Source organism: Paraliobacillus sediminis (genome assembly GCF_003426055.1).
The window spans coordinates 122,379-141,970 of record NZ_QJSI01000001.1 but is presented as its reverse complement, the minus strand read 5'-3'; the positions used below and the strand labels follow the sequence as shown (position 1 = coordinate 141,970).

16 protein-coding genes are annotated in these 19,592 nt (G+C 36.6%); 1 reads left to right on the top strand and 15 read right to left on the bottom strand.

What is annotated here, in order from left to right; all coding sequences use genetic code 11:
• Positions 1 to 12 precede the first annotated feature (12 nt).
• The 15 genes from larE (D2K60_RS00660) to larC all read right to left on the bottom strand — a co-directional run bounded on the left by larE (D2K60_RS00660) (position 13) and on the right by larC (position 18,063).
• A complete protein-coding gene (gene larE, locus D2K60_RS00660; protein WP_117168073.1) occupies positions 13 to 846 on the bottom strand; it encodes an ATP-dependent sacrificial sulfur transferase LarE in 834 nt (277 codons plus the stop codon).
• 200 nt (positions 847 to 1,046) lie between these two features.
• Positions 1,047 to 3,344: a glycoside hydrolase family 2 protein gene (locus tag D2K60_RS00655; protein ID WP_117168072.1), complete on the bottom strand. Its 2,298-nt coding sequence runs from the start codon at positions 3,342 to 3,344 to the stop codon at positions 1,047 to 1,049.
• A 242-nt stretch (positions 3,345 to 3,586) separates the two neighbouring features.
• The gene (locus D2K60_RS00650; RefSeq protein WP_117168071.1) at positions 3,587 to 5,089 is read right to left on the bottom strand and encodes an MFS transporter; all 1,503 of its coding nucleotides are present in this window, start codon (positions 5,087 to 5,089) and stop codon (positions 3,587 to 3,589) included.
• Positions 5,090 to 5,411: 322 nt separating this feature from the next.
• Positions 5,412 to 5,888, bottom strand: a complete 477-nt coding sequence (larC2, locus tag D2K60_RS00645; protein WP_117168070.1) for a nickel pincer cofactor biosynthesis protein LarC2 — start codon at positions 5,886 to 5,888, stop codon at positions 5,412 to 5,414.
• A 36-nt stretch (positions 5,889 to 5,924) separates the two neighbouring features.
• Positions 5,925 to 6,677 (bottom strand): nickel pincer cofactor biosynthesis protein LarB, encoded by a 753-nt coding sequence (gene larB, locus D2K60_RS00640; protein ID WP_117168069.1) that lies wholly within the window; start codon positions 6,675 to 6,677, stop codon positions 5,925 to 5,927.
• Between the two features lie 232 nt (positions 6,678 to 6,909).
• On the bottom strand, positions 6,910 to 8,382 hold the full coding sequence (locus D2K60_RS00635; RefSeq protein WP_338048321.1) for a gluconokinase: 1,473 nt from the start codon (positions 8,380 to 8,382) through the stop codon (positions 6,910 to 6,912).
• A 72-nt stretch (positions 8,383 to 8,454) separates the two neighbouring features.
• Positions 8,455 to 9,264, bottom strand: coding sequence for an ATP-dependent sacrificial sulfur transferase LarE (gene larE / locus D2K60_RS00630; RefSeq protein WP_117168068.1), 810 nt, complete (start codon positions 9,262 to 9,264; stop codon positions 8,455 to 8,457).
• Positions 9,265 to 9,313: 49 nt separating this feature from the next.
• Complete coding sequence (locus D2K60_RS00625) at positions 9,314 to 10,084, bottom strand: SDR family oxidoreductase (RefSeq protein WP_117168067.1); 771 nt, start codon at positions 10,082 to 10,084, stop codon at positions 9,314 to 9,316.
• A gap of 19 nt (positions 10,085 to 10,103) precedes the next feature.
• Positions 10,104 to 11,372 carry a nickel pincer cofactor-dependent isomerase, group 22 gene (locus D2K60_RS00620; RefSeq protein WP_117168066.1) on the bottom strand — a complete coding sequence of 423 codons (1,269 nt, stop codon included), beginning with the start codon at positions 11,370 to 11,372 and terminating at the stop codon, positions 10,104 to 10,106.
• A gap of 264 nt (positions 11,373 to 11,636) precedes the next feature.
• Complete coding sequence (locus tag D2K60_RS00615; protein WP_117168065.1) at positions 11,637 to 12,710, bottom strand: Gfo/Idh/MocA family protein; 1,074 nt, start codon at positions 12,708 to 12,710, stop codon at positions 11,637 to 11,639.
• Between the two features lie 59 nt (positions 12,711 to 12,769).
• Positions 12,770 to 13,630, bottom strand: coding sequence for a sugar phosphate isomerase/epimerase family protein (locus tag D2K60_RS00610; RefSeq protein WP_117168064.1), 861 nt, complete (start codon positions 13,628 to 13,630; stop codon positions 12,770 to 12,772).
• A 3-nt stretch (positions 13,631 to 13,633) separates the two neighbouring features.
• The gene (locus D2K60_RS00605) at positions 13,634 to 14,644 is read right to left on the bottom strand and encodes a Gfo/Idh/MocA family protein (protein ID WP_117168063.1); all 1,011 of its coding nucleotides are present in this window, start codon (positions 14,642 to 14,644) and stop codon (positions 13,634 to 13,636) included.
• Positions 14,645 to 14,746: 102 nt separating this feature from the next.
• Positions 14,747 to 15,907 (bottom strand): Gfo/Idh/MocA family protein, encoded by a 1,161-nt coding sequence (locus tag D2K60_RS00600; protein ID WP_205418566.1) that lies wholly within the window; start codon positions 15,905 to 15,907, stop codon positions 14,747 to 14,749.
• A gap of 15 nt (positions 15,908 to 15,922) precedes the next feature.
• Positions 15,923 to 16,774, bottom strand: coding sequence for an AraC family transcriptional regulator (locus D2K60_RS00595; RefSeq protein WP_162880656.1), 852 nt, complete (start codon positions 16,772 to 16,774; stop codon positions 15,923 to 15,925).
• 401 nt (positions 16,775 to 17,175) lie between these two features.
• Positions 17,176 to 18,063 carry a nickel pincer cofactor biosynthesis protein LarC gene (larC, locus tag D2K60_RS00590; RefSeq protein ID WP_117168060.1) on the bottom strand — a complete coding sequence of 296 codons (888 nt, stop codon included), beginning with the start codon at positions 18,061 to 18,063 and terminating at the stop codon, positions 17,176 to 17,178.
• A gap of 325 nt (positions 18,064 to 18,388) precedes the next feature.
• Here larC and D2K60_RS00585 point away from each other — a divergent pair, with 325 nt between their 5' ends.
• Positions 18,389 to 19,576: an ROK family transcriptional regulator gene (locus tag D2K60_RS00585; RefSeq protein WP_117168059.1), complete on the top strand. Its 1,188-nt coding sequence runs from the start codon at positions 18,389 to 18,391 to the stop codon at positions 19,574 to 19,576.
• Positions 19,577 to 19,592: the final 16 nt, after the last annotated feature.

Genomic DNA, 19,592 nt, shown 5'->3' with positions numbered 1-19,592 from the left:
AAGATGTACCATCTAACTTGCTTCTGTTTTATCTGAATCCTCTGGTAAAACTTCATTCATACTTCCGGTACGATATCCTTTTAAGTCTACCGAAACATAAGAAAAGCCGAGTGATTGGATTTTTTTGTATATTTCATCTTGATACTTTGCTAATTCTGCAATGTCCTTAGACGGCACTTCAATACGTGCTACGTTATCATGATAGCGAACACGGACTAAATTAAATCCCAACTTGCCTATAAACAACTCTGCTTGGTTAACTTGATCAATTTTGTATTTATCAATCGTTGTGCCATATGGAATTCTAGATGCTAGACTACATGATGCCGGCTTATTCCAAACTGGTAAGTTAAGCTGTTTAGAAAGCGATCGAACCTCATCCTTATATAGTCTTGCTTCTTGCAGGACACTACGAACTCCCGCTTCTGTTCTTGCTTTAAGACCAGGCCTGAAATCATCGATATCATCCATGATCATTCCATCCAACACATAATGATAGCCAAGCTCTTGAGCCAGTTGTGTTAACTGGTTATAAAGCATCTTCTTACTATGATACCAACTATCCGGTGTGTTGGCAGTGATATCTGGATTTTCTAATTCCTTTATTTCAGTTTGATGAACCTTAACACCGATACTCTCTGCTAATTGAATAGCAGCTTCAAATTCCTCACTTCTAAATAACTCAGAAGATACAACCACAGCTATAACATTATCACCTAACTCTTGTTGTGCTCTCTTAAGCAGTAATGTACTATCGACGCCTCCAGAAAAGGCTATCAGCACACGACGCATATCTGAAATTATTTCTCCAAGACGTTGATCCTTCTTATTGATTGCTTCATTCATGTCAATCGCCTCACTTTATATATTTTTTGAAATTTTGATGCACATAATTTTCTAAAAAACCTTAACTATCTCGTTGGTTTAATACTAAAATACCTTCTAATTATAGACTACAAGCACTTTTATATAGTGTCAATGAAAGCCACTTTTACACTTTACAGTTAGAACCGAATTATTATAACAACCACGCCCATGCCTAATTATTATTTTTTAACTTTGGTCAACTCTTTATTAAGTGTGTACAACATCTTATCATTAAATTGTTCTGGAGCTAATTGGGCTAAATCTTCTACCACAAAGCCTTCTAACATTCCAAACATAGAGTGGTCTTCAATGCCTGGCAGGTATTTATCAACAACTGCCTTCGTTTCTTGATTGGCTAACAGCTCTCTAAACGTATTACCTGTTGAGTACACATCATCAGTTATAGTTAGTTCTTCGATTTCAACATCAGCTAAGTCTGGCATTTCAAACCAATTAGCTACTGGTCCGCCACCTTCATCTGGAGATACGTAACTTGAATTTGGCTCCTTCACTTTATTAAAGTGCGCTATATCCTGAAATACTGTTTTCTCCTGTTTAGCTACTGCTTTAATTTCGTTGAATCCATCCTTAATCGAAACATTTTCAAAGATGAAAATACGTTCTGGACCTGTTTTGGTAGCTAACTTCGCACCATCAGCATAAAGCGTCACTTCTTCACAGTTGGAATAAACTTTCACAGTGATGGTATCATCTGCACGATCAACAAATCGTTTACTTGTAATATGGACAAATTTTTCATCAGACCAATGTGCCTTATACATATAGAAAGCATCTTTTTTAACCTTTCTATCGTATGTGATTAAGCCTTTATTATTTCTTCCTTTCACGCCACCTTCGTCTCTAATGTTGGCACCAAAGTCAAACATATTCCATACATATGTTGACCAAAGGAAAGGACGTTCCGAGAATATTTTCCAAACCTTTTCATGATATAGTGCATGATATTCTTCCGTGTAATCTTTTACTTTTGGATCATTTGTGTGGTATTGCAAAATACCCTCTGCTCCATATTCAGAAATTCCCATACTTACATTAGGGTTCGTCTCGTGGAATCCATCGATCCATCCTGCGAAATCTTCTGCTTCTCCATTGTACCAACCATAATATTTGTTATACCCAATCGTGTCAGTCACATCGTTATATTCATCGTTATCCTTCACGAACATAACGTTTGCCATTGTTGTTAAACGAGTAGGATCTTCTTGTTTTGTTAATTCATTTAATTCTTTAACAAGTTTTCTTAGTTCCGGTCTTTCCCCGCTAATTTGAATTTCATTTTGAATTCCCCAGAACATAATTGATGGATGGTTAAAGTTTTGTCGAACTAACTCAATCATCTGTTGTTTTGCATTAATTCCTTCTAGTTCATTCTTTGACATAACCGAAATAAACGGAATCTCAGCCCAGACAACCATACCCTCTTCATCACACAGATCATAGAAATATTGATCGTGTTGATAGTGCGCTAATCTAATTGATGTTGCCCCTACTTCTTTAATTAGTTCCATATCTTCTTTATGTTCTTTATTCGTGATAGCCCAACCCATATCTTTTCTATCTTGGTGTCTAGAAACACCATTTAAATTAACAGGCTCTCCGTTTAAGATGAATCCTTTAGCTGGATCAACTTCGAAGTATCTGACACCAAACGGTATTTTAAGTTCATCGATCGTATCGTTAAAGCTCTGCATCGTCACGTTTGCTTCATATAGATAAGCGTCTTTTCTGCCATTCCATAATGTTGGCTCTTCGATAACTACAGGAACGCCGATCACTTTTGTTTCTCCTGCTGCTAATACCACTTCTTGTACACCATAAGCTACCTTGTTACCTTCTGCGTCTAAAAGATCTATCCAAAGTCTAACTTTTTCCTCTTGTTCTTTGTTATTTACTAATCTTGACTTGATTGTTAGTTTAGCTTTTTCTCTTGAAACATCGTCTTGAACGATATAAATACCTTTGGACCCATAATCCAATAAATCGAAATGCACGTGGTTGGTAATAAGAAGATTCACGTCACGATAGAGCCCACCGTAGAAAGTAAAGTCTGCCATTTGCGGGTACACATCATCAACTACCGTGTTGTCCACTTTTACCGCCATTGTATTCTTCTGTCCAAATTCGATTACATCTGTAATATCAAATCTAAAGATGGAATAACCACCTTTGTGTTGTCCCATATGATGGCCATTTACATACACATCTGTAATGCTATTTGAACCGTTGAATTCAATAAACACTCTATTATCTTCCTCTAAAGTATCAACTACAAATTCTTTGCGGTACCAACATGCACCTTTATAAAAATCAAACCCATTTGCTCCATCAATTGCATTCCATGTGTGTGGTACATTAACTTCTAGCCAATTTTCGTCATTATATTTTTTGCCCATCGCTTTTTCTTCATCTTGCTTTATGAATTTCCAGTCTTCGTTAAAGTTAATTAATTTTCTCATCGATATTCCCTCCAGGTTTATTTAATAAGTTTTTTATTCTTAATCTTCGCAGTTAATAGAAAATGTGGTGTAACATCTCGCTCTGGAAATATACTTCGCTTTCCGTAGGCACGGGAATCTACGTATATTTCCAACGCTAGTATAGACGCATTCTTTCCTTAGTTGAAAGTCAGATTTATTAGAAAAACTAGCGTATCAAGTGATAATTTACGTTCTTAGCTTCTCTGGAATCAGAGCTTAAGTTATTTCTTCTTATCGTCTTCATCTGATAAGGAAGGTATAGCATCTTTTTCAACATAATGTTGTTTAACCTCAGCAATTTCCTGCTGAATTTGTTTCATTTTATCTCCATCAAGTACATAGAACTTCATTGCAATTAACGAGATAATCCATCCGATTATTGGAATTCCAAAATACAAGATTAGTGTCATGGTAAAAAGTGAATCTGTTAATGGTTCATCAATTTGCGGAAATTCATCCTGAAAACCAATAAGCGCTAGCAGAAAACCTACAGCTGCAATAGCCAGAGATGATACCGCTTTATCTATGAACGAAAATATTGTTGAAATCATTCCTGGTACATACCTTCCAGTCACATGAGTTTCAAAATCCGATGTATCTGCAATCATCGGAATAACAGCATTTCCTGTGAACCCAGAAAAGGAATATCCCACGGTATATAGACTAAAAAATAGGATCGTTGTAAAGGTTAGGTTAGTGAATGAAATTGTCGAGGTATCAATCATTAACAAATAACCTAATGTAAGGGCAAAGAATACTAAAGCGCCCCAAGTTCCAAGTACAAATACCTTTTTCAAACCGGTTTTTCTAGCAAAAGCAATTCCTACATAGGTAATGATTAGCGTTGGAACCACTGTAACCAGAGACATGGTACCACTTAATGCATAATCACCAAGTAAAATACCGAAAAACATGATCGGAACCGCTGGTTGTCTTAGAATCTGAAAAGCAAATTTGTCCGTACTTGCTGCAATAACTAACATTTGCAATGGTCTATTTCTTTTAATAACTGGCCAGTAATCACTAAATTTTGTTTTAACTGTTTTTTCAGCAAAACCAAAGAATTTCGTTTGATCCTTTGACCAAATTGCAATTACTGCTAAAACTGTGAAAACAGCAGATAATATTACCGCGTAGGTATTCAACTCAACGAAAAGCCCGTTGTTGAAGCCACCATACTTTGGTACAAGATAAGAAGCAACAAGCACTTGTCCGCCAATAAATACTACAAGATTGTATGAAGCATCAAAGGCAGAAAAGAGTGGTCTTTGTTTCGGATCATTGGTTAATACCGTTTGCGCCGCTCTTGTACAGGCTGTTTGGCATGTATAACCAATGATGTGTACACCGTAAATCAAAATAAAGAACAACAACTGAAATTCCTCTGGAAGTCGGTGCGTTACATTAAACATAATTAGCACTGATCCCGCTAGAATAATGTTTCCAATAATCATGTAAGGCCTAAACTTTCCAATCTTCGAGTTGGTTTTGTCAATGATATATCCAATAATTGGGTCAGTAATTCCATCAAATACCCTCATTGTCATTAAAACCGTACTTACAACGACAACGGTTAATCCAGCGACACCAGTTGCATAATAAGATACAAATCCAATAATAAACATATATAAATTTGTTGCAGTATTATTTAATGCAAAAAATCCAATCTGCCAAAGCTTAGCCCTATTCTTATAATCACTTGTTGTAGTTTTAACTGTCTCCATATTAAACCTCTTCCGTAAATTATTTTTGTCTCTTTACTACTTATAAATACTGAAGAAAAATGATGTGCTAAGTTTAAGCCCGAACAAAGTTTTATATATAATGAAAGTGCTTACACGATACATTGTAATGGTTAAACGAAAAATATATAAGGATAATTATCGCAATTATAGGATTTATTTATCAATCTGGTGAGATGGTAACTTTTACAAATACAACAAAATAGGAAGCCCCTTTTTCGGAGCTCCCCTTTATAACCAAAATTCTGTTTTAGTACTTTAATTTATAACCATAGACTCTGTTTTGACCTGCATTAAATCAAATTCATTTTCCCTTCGCTAATGCCTGCCAAACTTGTTCATACACCTTTTTCAACGGAACATTATGGCGCTTGGCTATTGCTTTACACTCTTCATATTCCGGTGAGCTTTGGAAGACTTCTCCATCATTTATCCCTTGCTTAACTGTAATTGCACCCCATTTTGTTTCTACCTTTATAAACTTCCGTTCCATACGATGTACAGTTATAGGGAAATAACGAATGCCTAGTGTTGTCGTTTCTTTCAGTAAGATTTCCTTCATTTGATCCATATTATTTTTATGACATAGTAATTGTAGCAGAACCCCAGGCCTATTTTTTTTCATATATATAGGGGTGTAGAAAACATCATTCGCCCCTGCTTCGAATAAAATATCCATTACGTACCCCAGCCATTCGCCGGGAATATCATCAAGGTTTACTTCCATTTTCACCATCTGTTCATCAATATGTTCATGATTTGGAGGTGGGTATGAATTCAAAGACAAAGCCCCCTTCATACTGTTGTATTTTTCATATTATTTGTTATTATTCTGTGCTATACGATGAATCAGTGCTGCATTATAAGCTCCACCAAAACCATTATCAATATTAACGACACTAATTCCTGACGCACATGAATTTATCATTGTTAATAGAGCAGATAAACCGTGGAAATTGGCACCATAACCAACACTAGTTGGCACCCCAATCACTGGGTGGGCAACGAGTCCACCTATAACACTTGGAAGCGCCCCTTCCATTCCAGCAATAACAACAGAAACTGTGGCATTCTGGATTTCTTCAATATTATCGAATAAACGATGGATCCCAGCAACACCGACATCGTAAAATTTCCTCACTTCACAGCCTAAAGCTTCTGCTGTTACAGCCGCTTCTTCTGCTACTCTCATGTCAGATGTGCCTGCACAAACAATAGCGATATATTTTGTAGAGATATCCTGATCTATCGCTTCCTGTTTCCAAAATAGGATTTCTGCAGTCTCTCTATAAGTAAACTCAGGAAATTGTTCTAAGGCAATTTCCGCTTTATCTTTAGAGATTCGCGTCACCAATACATCACTATTTTTTGCCCTTATTGCTTGAATAATGGATATAATCTGATCGGTAGATTTCCCCTCACCATAAATTATTTCTGGAAACCCTTGCCGTTTTTTTCGGTGGTGGTCAACCTTAGCAAATCCTAAGTTCTCATATGTTGCCAACTTTTCTTTCGCTTCTGAAACACTTATTGTCCCTGCTTGGACTTGCTTTAGAATATCTTCCATGATTACCTCACCTTAATTTCTTTTATATTAAAAGCCAATCTTATTCATTTATTGTTGTAGTATACATTTACAAACCGGAAAGAAAATTTTAGTTACTATTAGTCAATTCTATCATATTCAGATACTTAATTCTTAAAACAGTAAGTGTATTTGCCGTGGAAATCAACATAGTAGGTACGTCGTAGGCTATGAATTATCCTAAATATCAACAATCTTTTAAAAAACAAGCCTTTTTTTAAGTAAAGTAAACAGATAAATCTCGTGCTATCTTTTCGTACTTCTCATATATTGCTTTGTATGCTTCATGATTACTCTGATTTGGCTGAATTAATTTTCCGGTTGGGATGTTATCTTTAATGGCTTCAAAAGAATCAACCTCACCAATCCCAACTAAAGCAGTCCATGCTGCTCCCCAGGCTGCATTGTGGTGTGTATCCGAAAGGTGAATTTCCTTACCGAATACATCAGCCATCATTTGAACCCATACTGGTGATTTAGATAATCCACCGTTTACACTTATGCTTTCAGGCTTACCTGCTACTTCTTCTAATGATTTGCCAATTTGATATAGATTCAATGTGATTCCTTCAAGTACCGCACGAGCCAAATGTTCCTTTTTATGACCAATGCTAAGTCCAAAAAAGTTCCCTTTTGCTTTTTGGTTCCATAATGGAGCCCTTTCCCCATTTATATATGGCAGAAAGAGAATGCCCTTAGCGCCAACCTCAACATTTTCTACACCAGCAAGAAATGCATCATGACTTCCATCAAACTCTAAGAGATCTTTCAACCACTGTAGCGCAATGCCTCCATTATTGGTTGCTCCACCGATAATAGAGGTATCAGCCGTAAATGCATAAGTAAACGTTTCCTGCTTTTCGTTTATCGGTGCACCCTTGGTGAATTGTCTGATTGCACCGCTTGTCCCAACAGATACAGCCACTTCACCTGGTGAAATCGCACCATTGCCGAGGTTTGCCAATTGACCATCAGCAGCTCCGATTACAAACGGTATATTTGAAGAAATATTCATCTCCGCAGCAGTAGCTTCATCTATCCCTGTGAGTACTTCCGTTGGAGGTACAATCCTAGAAAGTTGATCTACTTTAACACCTACTAATTCCAACACTTCTTCATCCCATTCCAGCTTATTTACATGCATTAGCCCAGTTGCAGAAGCCATTGAATAATCGATAACTCTTTTTCCAAACCATTTTTGCAATAAGAAATCCTTCATCGACATAAAATAAGCAGCATTACGATACGGCTCATAATTCGTTTCCTTCATCCAAAGTAGCTTAAGCATTGGAGACATTGGGTGAATTGGAGTACCTGTTTTCATATAAATTTCTTTTCCAAATGTTTTGTTAAGCGCCTCTGCTTGTTCATTACTTCTACCATCTGCCCAAATGATCATTTGTGAAAGTGGTTGATTACCTTCATCTACACAAATAAGTGAATGCATTGCACACGAAATTCCTACCCCTAATAATTCATTTTTATTTACATCTGCTTTTGTCACTACTTCTTTAATCGCAGCCAGTGACTGCCGTTCTATTTCAATCGGGTCCTGTTCAACCCAATCCGGTTTGGGATAATAAGAGGTGATCATTTTTTCCGCTTCTTCAACTAAGTTTCCGTCTAAATCAAATATGATTGCTTTCACACTTGTTGTACCCATATCAAGGCCCATAACTAATTTTTTCAAAATAGTACCCTCCTTAGCAATTTTCATCTATTAAAAAGGCTTTGGGCCTTTACATAAGCCCAAAACCTTTTACTACGAATTAGCAGCTAATACTTTGTTCATACTACCACTCTTATAGCCAATCAAATCTAATGTAATATATTTGTATCCGAATTCTTGAAGTCTTTCCGAAATATTTCCGTGATTTGTTAATACGATATTCATATCTTTGGGTTCTACTTCTATTCTAGCGATTTCTTCATGCGTTCTTACTCTCACTTGACGAATTCCTAGCGATTTCAAGTATGCTTCTGATTTATCTACCTTTGTTAGTTTTGATTGGGTAATCGTTTCTCCATAGGCAATCCTGGAAGATAAACAAGCAAATGATGGTTTATCCCATGTAGGCAAACTTCTTTCTTGTGAAAGCTGCCTTATTTCCTTTTTAAATAAATTAGCCTCTTGTAAAGGGCCACGTACTCCTTGCTCTTTTGCCGCCTTCATACCAGGACGATATTCACTCAAGTCGTCGGCTATCACACCATAGATAACGTTACGGAATCCCTTGTCAGCCATAATTGGTATTAAATGATCAAACAAACTATTTTTACAGAAATAGCACCGATTCTTATCATTTTCTGTATAACCCGGAATCGCAAGCTCTGACGTTTCAACTACTTGGTGATTGGCGCCAATCAGTGCAGCTAATTCTTTAGCTTCTACTAATTCACTCGTTGGATAGGTCTCAGAATCCGCAGTAACCGCTAACACATTAGCTTTTCCTAATGTATCGACAGCTACCTTAAGCAAGAAAGTGCTGTCCACCCCACCTGAAAAGGCTACAACCACCTTGTTCATATCTCGGAGAATAGATGTTAATTTTTCATACTTTTCATGAAGCATTGCTTTATCTCCTTTCACCCTGAGAACTTCTATCTATCTATATGATACGTTAGATTGTCATACTACCAAATCCACCATCAACACGAAGAAGCGAACCTGTCACAAATCCTGAAGCCTTATCAGATGCTAGGTAAATTGCTGCCCCCTGTAATTCCTCAGGTTCACCAAAACGGTCCATTGGTGTATGATTCATGATTGATTCAATTCGATCTTCACTTAAGATTTTACGATTTTGTTCTGCTGGGAAAAATCCTGGAATGATCGCGTTAACACGAATGCCATGTGGCGCAAACTCTTTCGCCAAAAATTGTGTGACACTATTTACTCCTGCTTTAGAGGCAGAATAAGTAAATACTCTAGATAACGGTGTTGTAGAAGATACAGACGAAATGTTGATAAAGCTTCCTTTTCTACCTGTTTCAATCATACGTTTCGCAAATGCTTGTGTCGTGAATACAAGTCCCTTTAAGTTCACGTCCATAATATGATCCCATTCTTCCATCTCTAGCTCTAAGAATGGTGTTGCGCTATTTGTACCAGGTGCGTTAAGGACAATATCCCATCCACCTGACCACGCTTGGATTTCTTCAACCAAATTATTTATCGATTCAATAGAGCTAACATCGGCTTGAAATGACTTAGCCTCGCCACCGTTTGCTTGAATTTCCTTTGTTACCGCTTCTGCTTTTTCCATATTTCGTCCAACAATGGCTACTTTGGCACCATGTGCAGCAAGTCCTTTTGCCATTGAGCTTCCTAGCACACCATTTCCACCAATAACTACTGCTGTTTTGCCAGTTATATCAAATAAATTACGCACCTTATCTTCCCCCTATTTTTTAATTCAAGTTACCGTCACTACCTACGTTTATCTCATATATATTCGAGACTTGTGTCATATTTGGATGTTGATTTACATGATCGAGCAATGATTCTGATACTTCAATTTCACCTACTTCTAGTGTGTTTTTTATACGTACCATTTTCACTTTCGTAAAATCTAGGATATTACACGTTTTGATTGCAGCTTGTATTGCCTGATAATCATTTGGTAATGTTGTCGATATATGCGTTGGTCCTACAACTGTTGAGGTAAGCCCATTCGCGTAGGTTGCATCGCGATCCATTTTATCAACGAGACGCTGCGTCGTGAAATCCGCTGTCCCAACACCATTGGCATTTCCCTCCGTTTTCTCTGTTAAATCGAGTACAACCATTTTTGTAACATCGGGACCTCCATATGCATACGGGGTAGGATAGCGCCCTGTAATATTAGGATCCATGCCATCACCCGAGATGTTTTTCCCTATTTCATCAATAACAAGTACGTCTATCTTTTCAAAGAAGAGCTTTGGTAGAGACTCTTTAGCAAGCTTTTGTAATTCAATTTCTTTTTCTTCAATTTCATCCGGAAGCAATACGTCTATTTTTGTAACCTTATCAAACGCATTTTCTACAGTTGCAACAGCAAAAAGGATTGGCATTTTTTCGATAATTATTTTCGCCATCGCCGGTACATGTTCGGCCATATGCTTGAAACCTAGTTGATGGCAAGCTTCTGCGCCTTTTTGTTTTCCTAAACCAATGCTAATCATCTTCATAATTCCACTTTCAACAGGCCCGCGAAATGCAGTATGCGGTTTCACTCTGTTTATAACGACAATACCGTCGGCCTCTGATGCAATCTTATCAATATAGATAGGTAAACCATTAGGTAATGCATCAATTTTTATTACTTCCATTGAAGAACGAATCTCTGCATTAACACTCTCTTTTGTAACACCCAGATGTTCTAGTACTGCTTTTTGCCCTTCATCTGAGGCACCACCATGACTTCCCATACATGGAACGATGTACGGATTCGCACCTAAATCTTGCAGAAATTTTACTGTAACAGCGGTCGTTTCAACGAGACGATCCAACCCTCTACTACCTACTGCAACAGCAATTTCCATACCTGGTTTAACCGTTTTTTTTATTTGTTCTCTGTCTAAACCTGTTCGTAAGACATCACCAAGATTGTCCACTTGATAGTCATCAAACTCCTGTTTAACTTTAGCCATTTTTGGGACGGGAATACCTTTTAAAAGTTCTTGAATAACACCCATAAGTAATATTCACTCCGTTTCTTTACTTTTGTATTATCTTTACTATTCACTTGAATTAAAATATTATTTTTAGAATCCACTTCAGTAACGCTCTTATTAATTTGTTTGGTAAACAAATTAATAAGTTAAGAATATCATTATATTTTATTTGAGTCAATGGATTACTTACAAATAATACAGCTATACTTTTGATAATTATTAACTTTATGTGGGCTCGTACATAACAAAGAGAGTTATCTCTCATTAGGAGATAACTCTTAAATCTTAACGCGTCACATCTATTGCTTTTTCTTGTGCAATAAGACACAGCTCAGCTGCTTTAAATGCATGGTCTTGGGTCATTGCATTTTCTGTTCGATTTATACAATCTTTAATCAGTTCTCCAAAGAACGGAAAACCTACTTGAGCCGATAATTGATAGTGTTTTTCGCCTTCATTATTCACTAAATACAAGTGATCACCTGTATCTTCTCGTGCTACATCGATATACTTCCGAATCTCGATTGTTCCTTCAGTTCCAGTAATAAAAGTACGCCCATCTCCCCAAGTACTCAATCCATCCGGTGTAAACCAATCTACTTTAAATATTTGAGTTGCACCATTATCTCCAACTAAAGTTGCGTCTCCATAATCTTCTAGCTCCGGGTGATCAGGATTATTATAATTCCCTACTTTACTATGCAAAATTTTTGCGTCCTTGCAACCTGCATAATACAAAAATTGTTCAATTTGATGGCTACCAATATCACATAAAATCCCACCATATTGTTCCTTATTAAAAAACCAATCGGGCCGACTAGCTGCATTTAAACGATGTGGACCGAAGCCAGTCACCTGAATAACACGTCCGATGGCACCTTGATTGATAAGATCACCCGCAAATACAGCACTTTCTACATGTAGTCGTTCACTGAAGTACACCATATATTTTTGTCCAGTTCTTTCGACCACACGTTTTGTCTCTGCTAATTGAGCCGTCGTTGTAAAAGGAGTCTTATCAGTAAAGTAATCTTTTCCTGCTTTCATTACTTTATTCCCTAGAGCACTCCGTTTAGATGGTATAGCCGCACCTGCAACAAGTTTAATAGATGGGTCATCCAGAACTTGCTCTAGTGATGCAGCAACCTGTACATTCGGAAATTTCTTAACAAATTCATCTATCTTTGTCTGATCCGGGTCATAGACCCATTTCAACGTTGCGCCAGCTTCTACTAATCCATTTATCATCCCATAAATATGACCATGGTCGAGCGCAACAGACGCTATATCAAATTCTCCCTCTGCTACAACTGGATTTGGTTTACCCTTTGGCGCATAATTCATTCCATCTTTACCCATGCTATTTCCCCCTTAGATGTAATCCAATTAGTAGATTCACATATTAATTACCTTCTTTTTTAGAACCAATCTGCGTAACCTAATTTTCTTAAGTTGTTAGCAGAAAGTTCCAAACAATCAAACGGGTCCATACCATACGTATCATCTTGTTCCACTAAGAAATATTGTGCCCCACTCTCAAGTCCTGCTTCAATTATCGCTGTCATATCAAGGTTTCCTTCACCAACTTCAGCAAATTCAATCAGGTTGGTAAATTTCTCGAAAAATTTGCCCATGTCTGTAAGATCTTCATCGGTAACATCTAAACTTCCTATTCGATAATCTTTTAAATGTAATAACGAGATACGGTCTTTATATTTCTTAATGAATTCTACAGGATTCACACCTGCTCTTTGAATCCAATGAACATCTAGTTCAAACCCAAGTCTAGTTGTATTATTTTTGATAAGATCTAATAAATATTCCCCATCATATCTCTGAAATTCAATATGGTGCGTATGGTAATATAATTCAATTCCATGCTCAGCTAAACGATTGGCCATTACTTCTGCTCTACTAATAAAGTCCATAATTTTTTCCTTATCACCTATAACGGTTAAAGGTAACATACCTATCCGCAGGTAATTACAATCCAACTCCTTGCAATCCCTTACAATTTTGTCGAAGTTATCAACTAATGTTTCCCCAGGTGCACCAGGTAGCATTGGTTCTAAAGGCGCAGTAAGAGCAGCAATTTTAATATCAAAATCCTTACTAGCTCGCTTTAACTCGCCGACATTTTCACTTGTCATCGGAATCTGGGAAACTTCGACAGCGCGATAACCAATTTCACTTATCTTTTTCATTGTTTCATATGCTCCGATTTCTTCAACTTTTCCTTTAAGCATCATCATTTGAACGCCAATTTTACCCTTTTTCATTTTTCAAACCTCCATGGTCATTTCTTGTTTTGTTTCAGATGAATTACAAATTGCATCAATCATCTGCATCGATGGGAGTCCATCTCTAACATGTATATAATCATCTGTATCATTTTCTATACATGTATAAAAGTGATTAATTAATTTTGAATGGCTTGCCCCATAATAAAACTTTGAACCAGATAACTTTTTGTCTTCGATAATGTTTTCCTTTTGACCAAGATGATTAACTGCTGTTAAAACACTGTCTTTTATCGTAAACTTTCCTTTTTCTAATAGTACTTGAAGTTCCACACTTGAGTTGACGGCATTCGTTATCGTTGCAAAAAATAGCCCTCTCGCACCATTAGCAAACTGGATATTAGCTGTAGCTGTATCTTCTACCTCAATATCATAGTCTAGTAATTGGTCGATTGATCCTCTGATTCTTTCAATCCTACCACCGAGTAGTTGCATTAAATCTAACGTATGGATGGATTGATTAATCATTACTCCACCACCGGCATACGCCATTTTCCCACGCCATGGTTTTTGAGCATAGTAAGACTTCGGTCTATACCACGTTACTAACCCTTTAAGGCCTGTAACTTTACCGTATTTACCACTTTCAACTCGTTCTTGTAATGTAACAAATGTCTCATTGTATCGGTTTTGAAGTGACACACAAATCTTTACTTCCTTGTTTGATTGCTCTAACTGTACTAGTTTAATAGCGTTCTCCAAATCTTTATCTAACGGCTTTTCCAGGAAAACATGCACGCCCTTTTCTACACAAGCTTTTGTTACTAAGTAGTGGAGGTGATGTGGTAAACAAACGTGTACGCAATCTAAGCTTTCTTTGGCTAACATTTCATGATAATCCGCATAAAACACCGTCCCTGTGTCTAACCAATTATCTTTCATCGATTCTTCCGTATCGCATACAGCTACTAGTTCAACATTGGGATTCGATTCGATCACGGGCAGGTGTATGTTAGAAATATCGCCAAGACCTACAACTGCTACTTTCAGCATGATACTAACCCCCCTTTTATATAAGAGTAAGTAAAGGGATTCTTAGATAATAGTTGCTTACCTACTGAACCCCTTTAACTATTTAAATGAACAAAATTTCATCTATTTTTCGATTGGAGCACGTTTTTCTTCCTCTATTTTTTTATTTAACTCAGCCAAATACAGCTCTTCATCTACTGGAATCTCTACTTCTTTACCTAACCAACTAGATAGATGAATTGCGTTTGCAAATGCAACACCATGGATTCCATCACTACCAGGAGCAAGAAGTGCTGTACCATCTAAAATGTTAGCAGCGAAGTTCTTTAGTACTGCAGTGTGTTGTGCACCCCACACACTTTCAAATTCAATAACTTCTTCATCATATAATTCTCCTGGACCTTTGCCCATAAAGATCTCCATCACATCTTGCATACTCATATTTGAACTCATCTCTGACTCTGGTTGCTTCAGGCGCTTAATCGTTACTTTCTTACTATCGTCCACAACAATTTTCCCTTTATCACCTAGTATTTCAAAGCGATCTGTTCCCATAACATCATGTGTACATGTAATAAACACACCTGTTGCACCGTTACCATAGTCAAGTATTGTCGTTACTTCATCTTCTACCGCTATATCTCTTTGATAGCCATATTTCACATTTGAATAAACTTTTTTTGGCATGCCACAAATCCATTGAAGTAAATCTAGTTGATGTGGTGCTTGGTTTACAAGAACGCCACCACCTTCACCTTCCCAAGTAGCTCTCCATGCACTTTGGTCATAATAACCTTGTGGTCTCCACCATGTAGTAATAATCCAATTTGTACGACGGATAGCGCCAATTTCACCATTATCAACAATCTCTTTCACTTTTTGATAAAGTTCATTTGTCCGTTGATTAAACATAATGCCAAAGGTCAATTCGGGTTTAGTATCGGCAAATTCATTTAGCTCCCTAACTTGCTTTGTATAGACACCAGCAGGTTTTTCTACTAATGCATGTATATTTGCTTTAAGCGCGGCAATACCCATTTCCGGATGTAAGTAATGTGGCACACACGTAACAATTGCATCAACATCGCCACTTTCAATCATGTCCGTGTAGTTATTATAAAATGGTATATCTGGATATTTTTCAGTTGCTAGTGCTTTTTTGTCTGGATCAATATCACAAATAGCACCTACATCCATATTTTCAACTCTACCTTCTGCAATAAACCCTGCATAGGCACTACCTTGTGCTCCAAAACCGATAATTCCTAGTCTCACTTTTCTCATAATATATATGCTCCTTTAATTATTTATTTGTGAACGTAATTGACGATAATCTTTCGCTGTTACACCAACTTTTTCTTTAAAATATCGGCTAAAATGTGAAACGCTTTCAAAACCACTTTCAAATGCTACATCTTTTAAAGGTTTCGTCGGCTCCATTTCAAGTAAGTACTTCACTTGCGTTAATCGACATCCCATTAAGTGTTCCATCACTGTAAATCCTGTCATTTCCTTAAATACATGGGAGACATATGACTTACTTAAGTTAAGTGAAGCTGCTATCCCGTCTAAAGTCAATTTTTCCGTATAATGGTTTTGAATAAAGACCGCAATATTTTCTGCATGCTCGGCTTTTTCCGTTCTACTGCTTAAAATCTTCCTTGAATTGACTTGACCAATTCTATTTACGATAAGTAACATTTCGATTAATAGTACTTTCATTTCTGCTTCTGGCTGTGTATTGTAGCGTTTAGAATTGTTTTGGAGATCTGCCAGTCGCCAAATAATATGTTCTAAACGTTTCGATTCATCATTTTCATTGGTGCGAATTAAACAATGATGCAGTTTTTCAAATACTTCTAATACATGTAGACTCTTTAACTCTGTTAATATACCTTGTATCCATTTTGGTGAAAAATGAACGACACTACGAACATATTCACTGCTCGGATCAACATTTGGTTTATGAAGTGTCTTGCCATCCATTAACAAAATATCCCCTGGGATCAAATCATAAATTTGATTGTTAATTAAATATCGACATGAACCAGCATGAAAAAAGTAAATCTCATAATGTTCTAGATGGCTATGATAATTTATATCAAAATTATTCCCTCGAAAGCGATATCCTACAACTAATGGTTCATTCACACTGGCCATTCCTTTCTGTGAAGCTGTTTTAAGTATATAAGGTTGGCATACAAAAATCATTACTTCAAATTGTTTACTTCGGAAGATAAATTTACTGAGCGTGCTTTTTAATTTATATTTTGAGATAATTTTATTAGTTTTATAACAAAAATCACCCGATTTATTAGTTTCGATTACACTACTAGAACGGGTGATTGAGCTTTCCTATTCAGTTATAATCAATTTCTAGCCTTGTTTGCCATAACTTCATAATTGATAAATATATACCTTTTTTACTTTAGTTCTTTTCCTAAGATTTGTTGCTTTTCAATCTTCACAGTTGATGATATTTTGTGTTAGAAACAATAGTCTTTTAGAATACGATTTTTGCTTTATTTAATGTTTTCAAAATTAGAATTAAATTATTCTTCTCCAATAATTACTCGAAGAACATTTGGATGATTGGGAAAGGTTTTAGTTCCCGCGCCATAGCCAATTGACTTTATTTCCATAGAAGGAATGGTTCCAAACTCCTCCGTTAATACGGCCACTATCGCTGCTCCCGTAGGCGTTGCTAGTTCTGCTTTCAAATCACTTTGTTGAACAGGAACTCCTTTTAAAATTTCGAGTGTTGCAGGAGCCGGTACCGGATACACGCCATGATCAATATGTATCTTTCCAGAACCAACCGCCACTGATGATGATTTAACAACCTTTATCTCTAAATCATTCATTAAGATAGCCGCTCCGACAATATCAATTATTGAATCCACTGCTCCTACTTCATGAAAATGCACTGTTTCCAAGGGTAATCCGTGAATATGTCCTTCAGCTTCACCAATCTTCTTAAAAATCTTCAAAGCCATCGTTTCAACCTGTTCAGTAAAACCAGCATTTTTTATCATGACTACTATATCTTGATAAGAACGATGAGAATGGTCATGATGGTGATGCGTATGCTGATGATCATCTTTATCAGAATGCGTATGGGCATGCGTATGCTCGTGATCACCTTCATCAGAATGTGTATGGGTATGCGTATGCTCATGACTGTGCAAGTGCTTGTGGTCATCCTCTTCAGCGTGACTATGTTCATGCTTTTGCGAGTGATTGTTTAACACAACGTCAAATTTCGTACTAGTAATACCGTTCTTCACCACTTTATTTTGTTGTATACTATACTCTTCCTCTATCTCAAGTTTCTTTAATTCCTTTTCTAACCTATTAAAATCTGCGCCTGCATCTAAAAGCGCACCGATAACCATGTCCCCACTGATTCCAGAGAAGCAATCAAAATAGAGTGTCTTCATGTGGTAACCTCTTTTCCATGTATATTATAGTGATTTTTATTTTTCAATTTCAACTTAACATAAGTCTAATACTTCCTAAAGTTGTGAATTAAAGTATGTTGTTTTAAACTAGATGGTACGTTATGATATGAGCTAAAGCGGAATAAACCCCCTTTCAGCACTTACTATGGTCTTTAATATCATTATAATTGTAAACACTTTAAAACTTCAGGCGGTCTCTAATAAGTCACTCTCAAGGTTATTCACATCTAACCTTTGTCAAAGCTAATTTTTATAAACACGATTAACATTTCATTTAACCTTACTAAAACAAAGGGGGATAACTATGGTCACTGGCGATGGTGCATATATTAAAAAATTAAACAGAAATTTTATTCTAGGTAAAATTGTTGCATCTGGCATGATATCTAGAGCAGAATTATCTAAGATCACAGGTTTAAACAAAGCAACCATTTCAGTTCAGGTTGCTGAATTATTAGATACAGAGCTAGTTTATGAAACCCAACAAGAACATAACGTTGTAGGAAGACGGCCGATTATGCTTTCCCTTAATCGCGAAGCAGGCTGCGTATTAGGTATTGATTTAGATTATAAACAAATAACCTATACACTATCTGATTTATTAGGATTCCCCTTGATTTCAGATACCTATGAACTTAATTCCTCAAACTACGATGAGATTCGTGAATTAATAGCTAATCACATCAAATATTACAAAAGCAAATGTACGAACATGCGTTATGGAATGGTTAGTGTGGTAATTGCAATCCATGGTACTGTTGGTAAGGATGAGACTATTTTCTTTATTCCCCAACATCAATGGCGTAACAAGAACTTAAAAGCTGACCTTGAAAAAGACTTAGAAATTAGTGTACATATTGAAAATAATGCTAATCTATCCGCATTTTCAGAGAAAATTTTCAAACACCACGATTCAGATAATCTGTTAACCATCAGCATGTATTCTGGAATAGGTCTTGGAATCATCATGGATGGCGAAGTGATTAAAGGTTACCATGGATACGCAGGCGAAATGGGACACATGGTGTTATTCCCTGATGGCTTGCCTTGTAAGTGTGGAAATAAGGGTTGTTGGGAACTATACGCTTCAGAAGCCAGCTTGTTCTCCTTACTATCTCAGAAAATGAATAAAAAAGATATTAATTATCAAGATATCCAACACTGGATTAAAACAAATGAACCTGAAGTATCCAAACATATGAACACGTTTATTAAACACGTATCTATAGGACTCAATAACATCATTAACTTATATAATCCTGAAACGATTGTGCTAAACAGTGAACTATTACACCTATATCCTAATGCAATTGAAGAAATCAAAGCAAATTTAACTTCTTCAGTGAGTCAATACCGTGAGCTTGTAATTTCAGACCTTGGTAAAAATGCAACTGTTATGGGCGCTTGTGCTTTGGGTATCAAAAACTTCTTAGAAATACCAGAACTAAGCTTAGAGCTTTCTGAAAGACTTCTACCGATTGAAACTAAATAACTTGGCTTCATTTAGT

Excerpts from the sequence above, each read along its gene's own strand:
- larE (WP_117168073.1), bottom strand. The coding sequence starts at position 846 with ATGAATGAAGCAATCAATAAGAAGGATCAACGTCTTGGAGAAATAATT.
- D2K60_RS00655 (WP_117168072.1), bottom strand. The coding sequence starts at position 3,344 with ATGAGAAAATTAATTAACTTTAACGAAGACTGGAAATTCATAAAGCAA.
- D2K60_RS00650 (WP_117168071.1), bottom strand. The coding sequence starts at position 5,089 with ATGGAGACAGTTAAAACTACAACAAGTGATTATAAGAATAGGGCTAAG.
- larE (WP_117168068.1), bottom strand. The coding sequence starts at position 9,264 with ATGCTTCATGAAAAGTATGAAAAATTAACATCTATTCTCCGAGATATG.
- D2K60_RS00620 (WP_117168066.1), bottom strand. The coding sequence starts at position 11,372 with ATGGGTGTTATTCAAGAACTTTTAAAAGGTATTCCCGTCCCAAAAATG.
- D2K60_RS00615 (WP_117168065.1), bottom strand. The coding sequence starts at position 12,710 with ATGGGTAAAGATGGAATGAATTATGCGCCAAAGGGTAAACCAAATCCA.
- D2K60_RS00610 (WP_117168064.1), bottom strand. The coding sequence starts at position 13,630 with ATGAAAAAGGGTAAAATTGGCGTTCAAATGATGATGCTTAAAGGAAAA.
- D2K60_RS00605 (WP_117168063.1), bottom strand. The coding sequence starts at position 14,644 with ATGCTGAAAGTAGCAGTTGTAGGTCTTGGCGATATTTCTAACATACAC.
- D2K60_RS00600 (WP_205418566.1), bottom strand. The coding sequence starts at position 15,907 with ATGAGAAAAGTGAGACTAGGAATTATCGGTTTTGGAGCACAAGGTAGT.
- larC (WP_117168060.1), bottom strand. The coding sequence starts at position 18,063 with ATGAAGACACTCTATTTTGATTGCTTCTCTGGAATCAGTGGGGACATG.
- D2K60_RS00585 (WP_117168059.1), top strand. The coding sequence starts at position 18,389 with ATGGTCACTGGCGATGGTGCATATATTAAAAAATTAAACAGAAATTTT.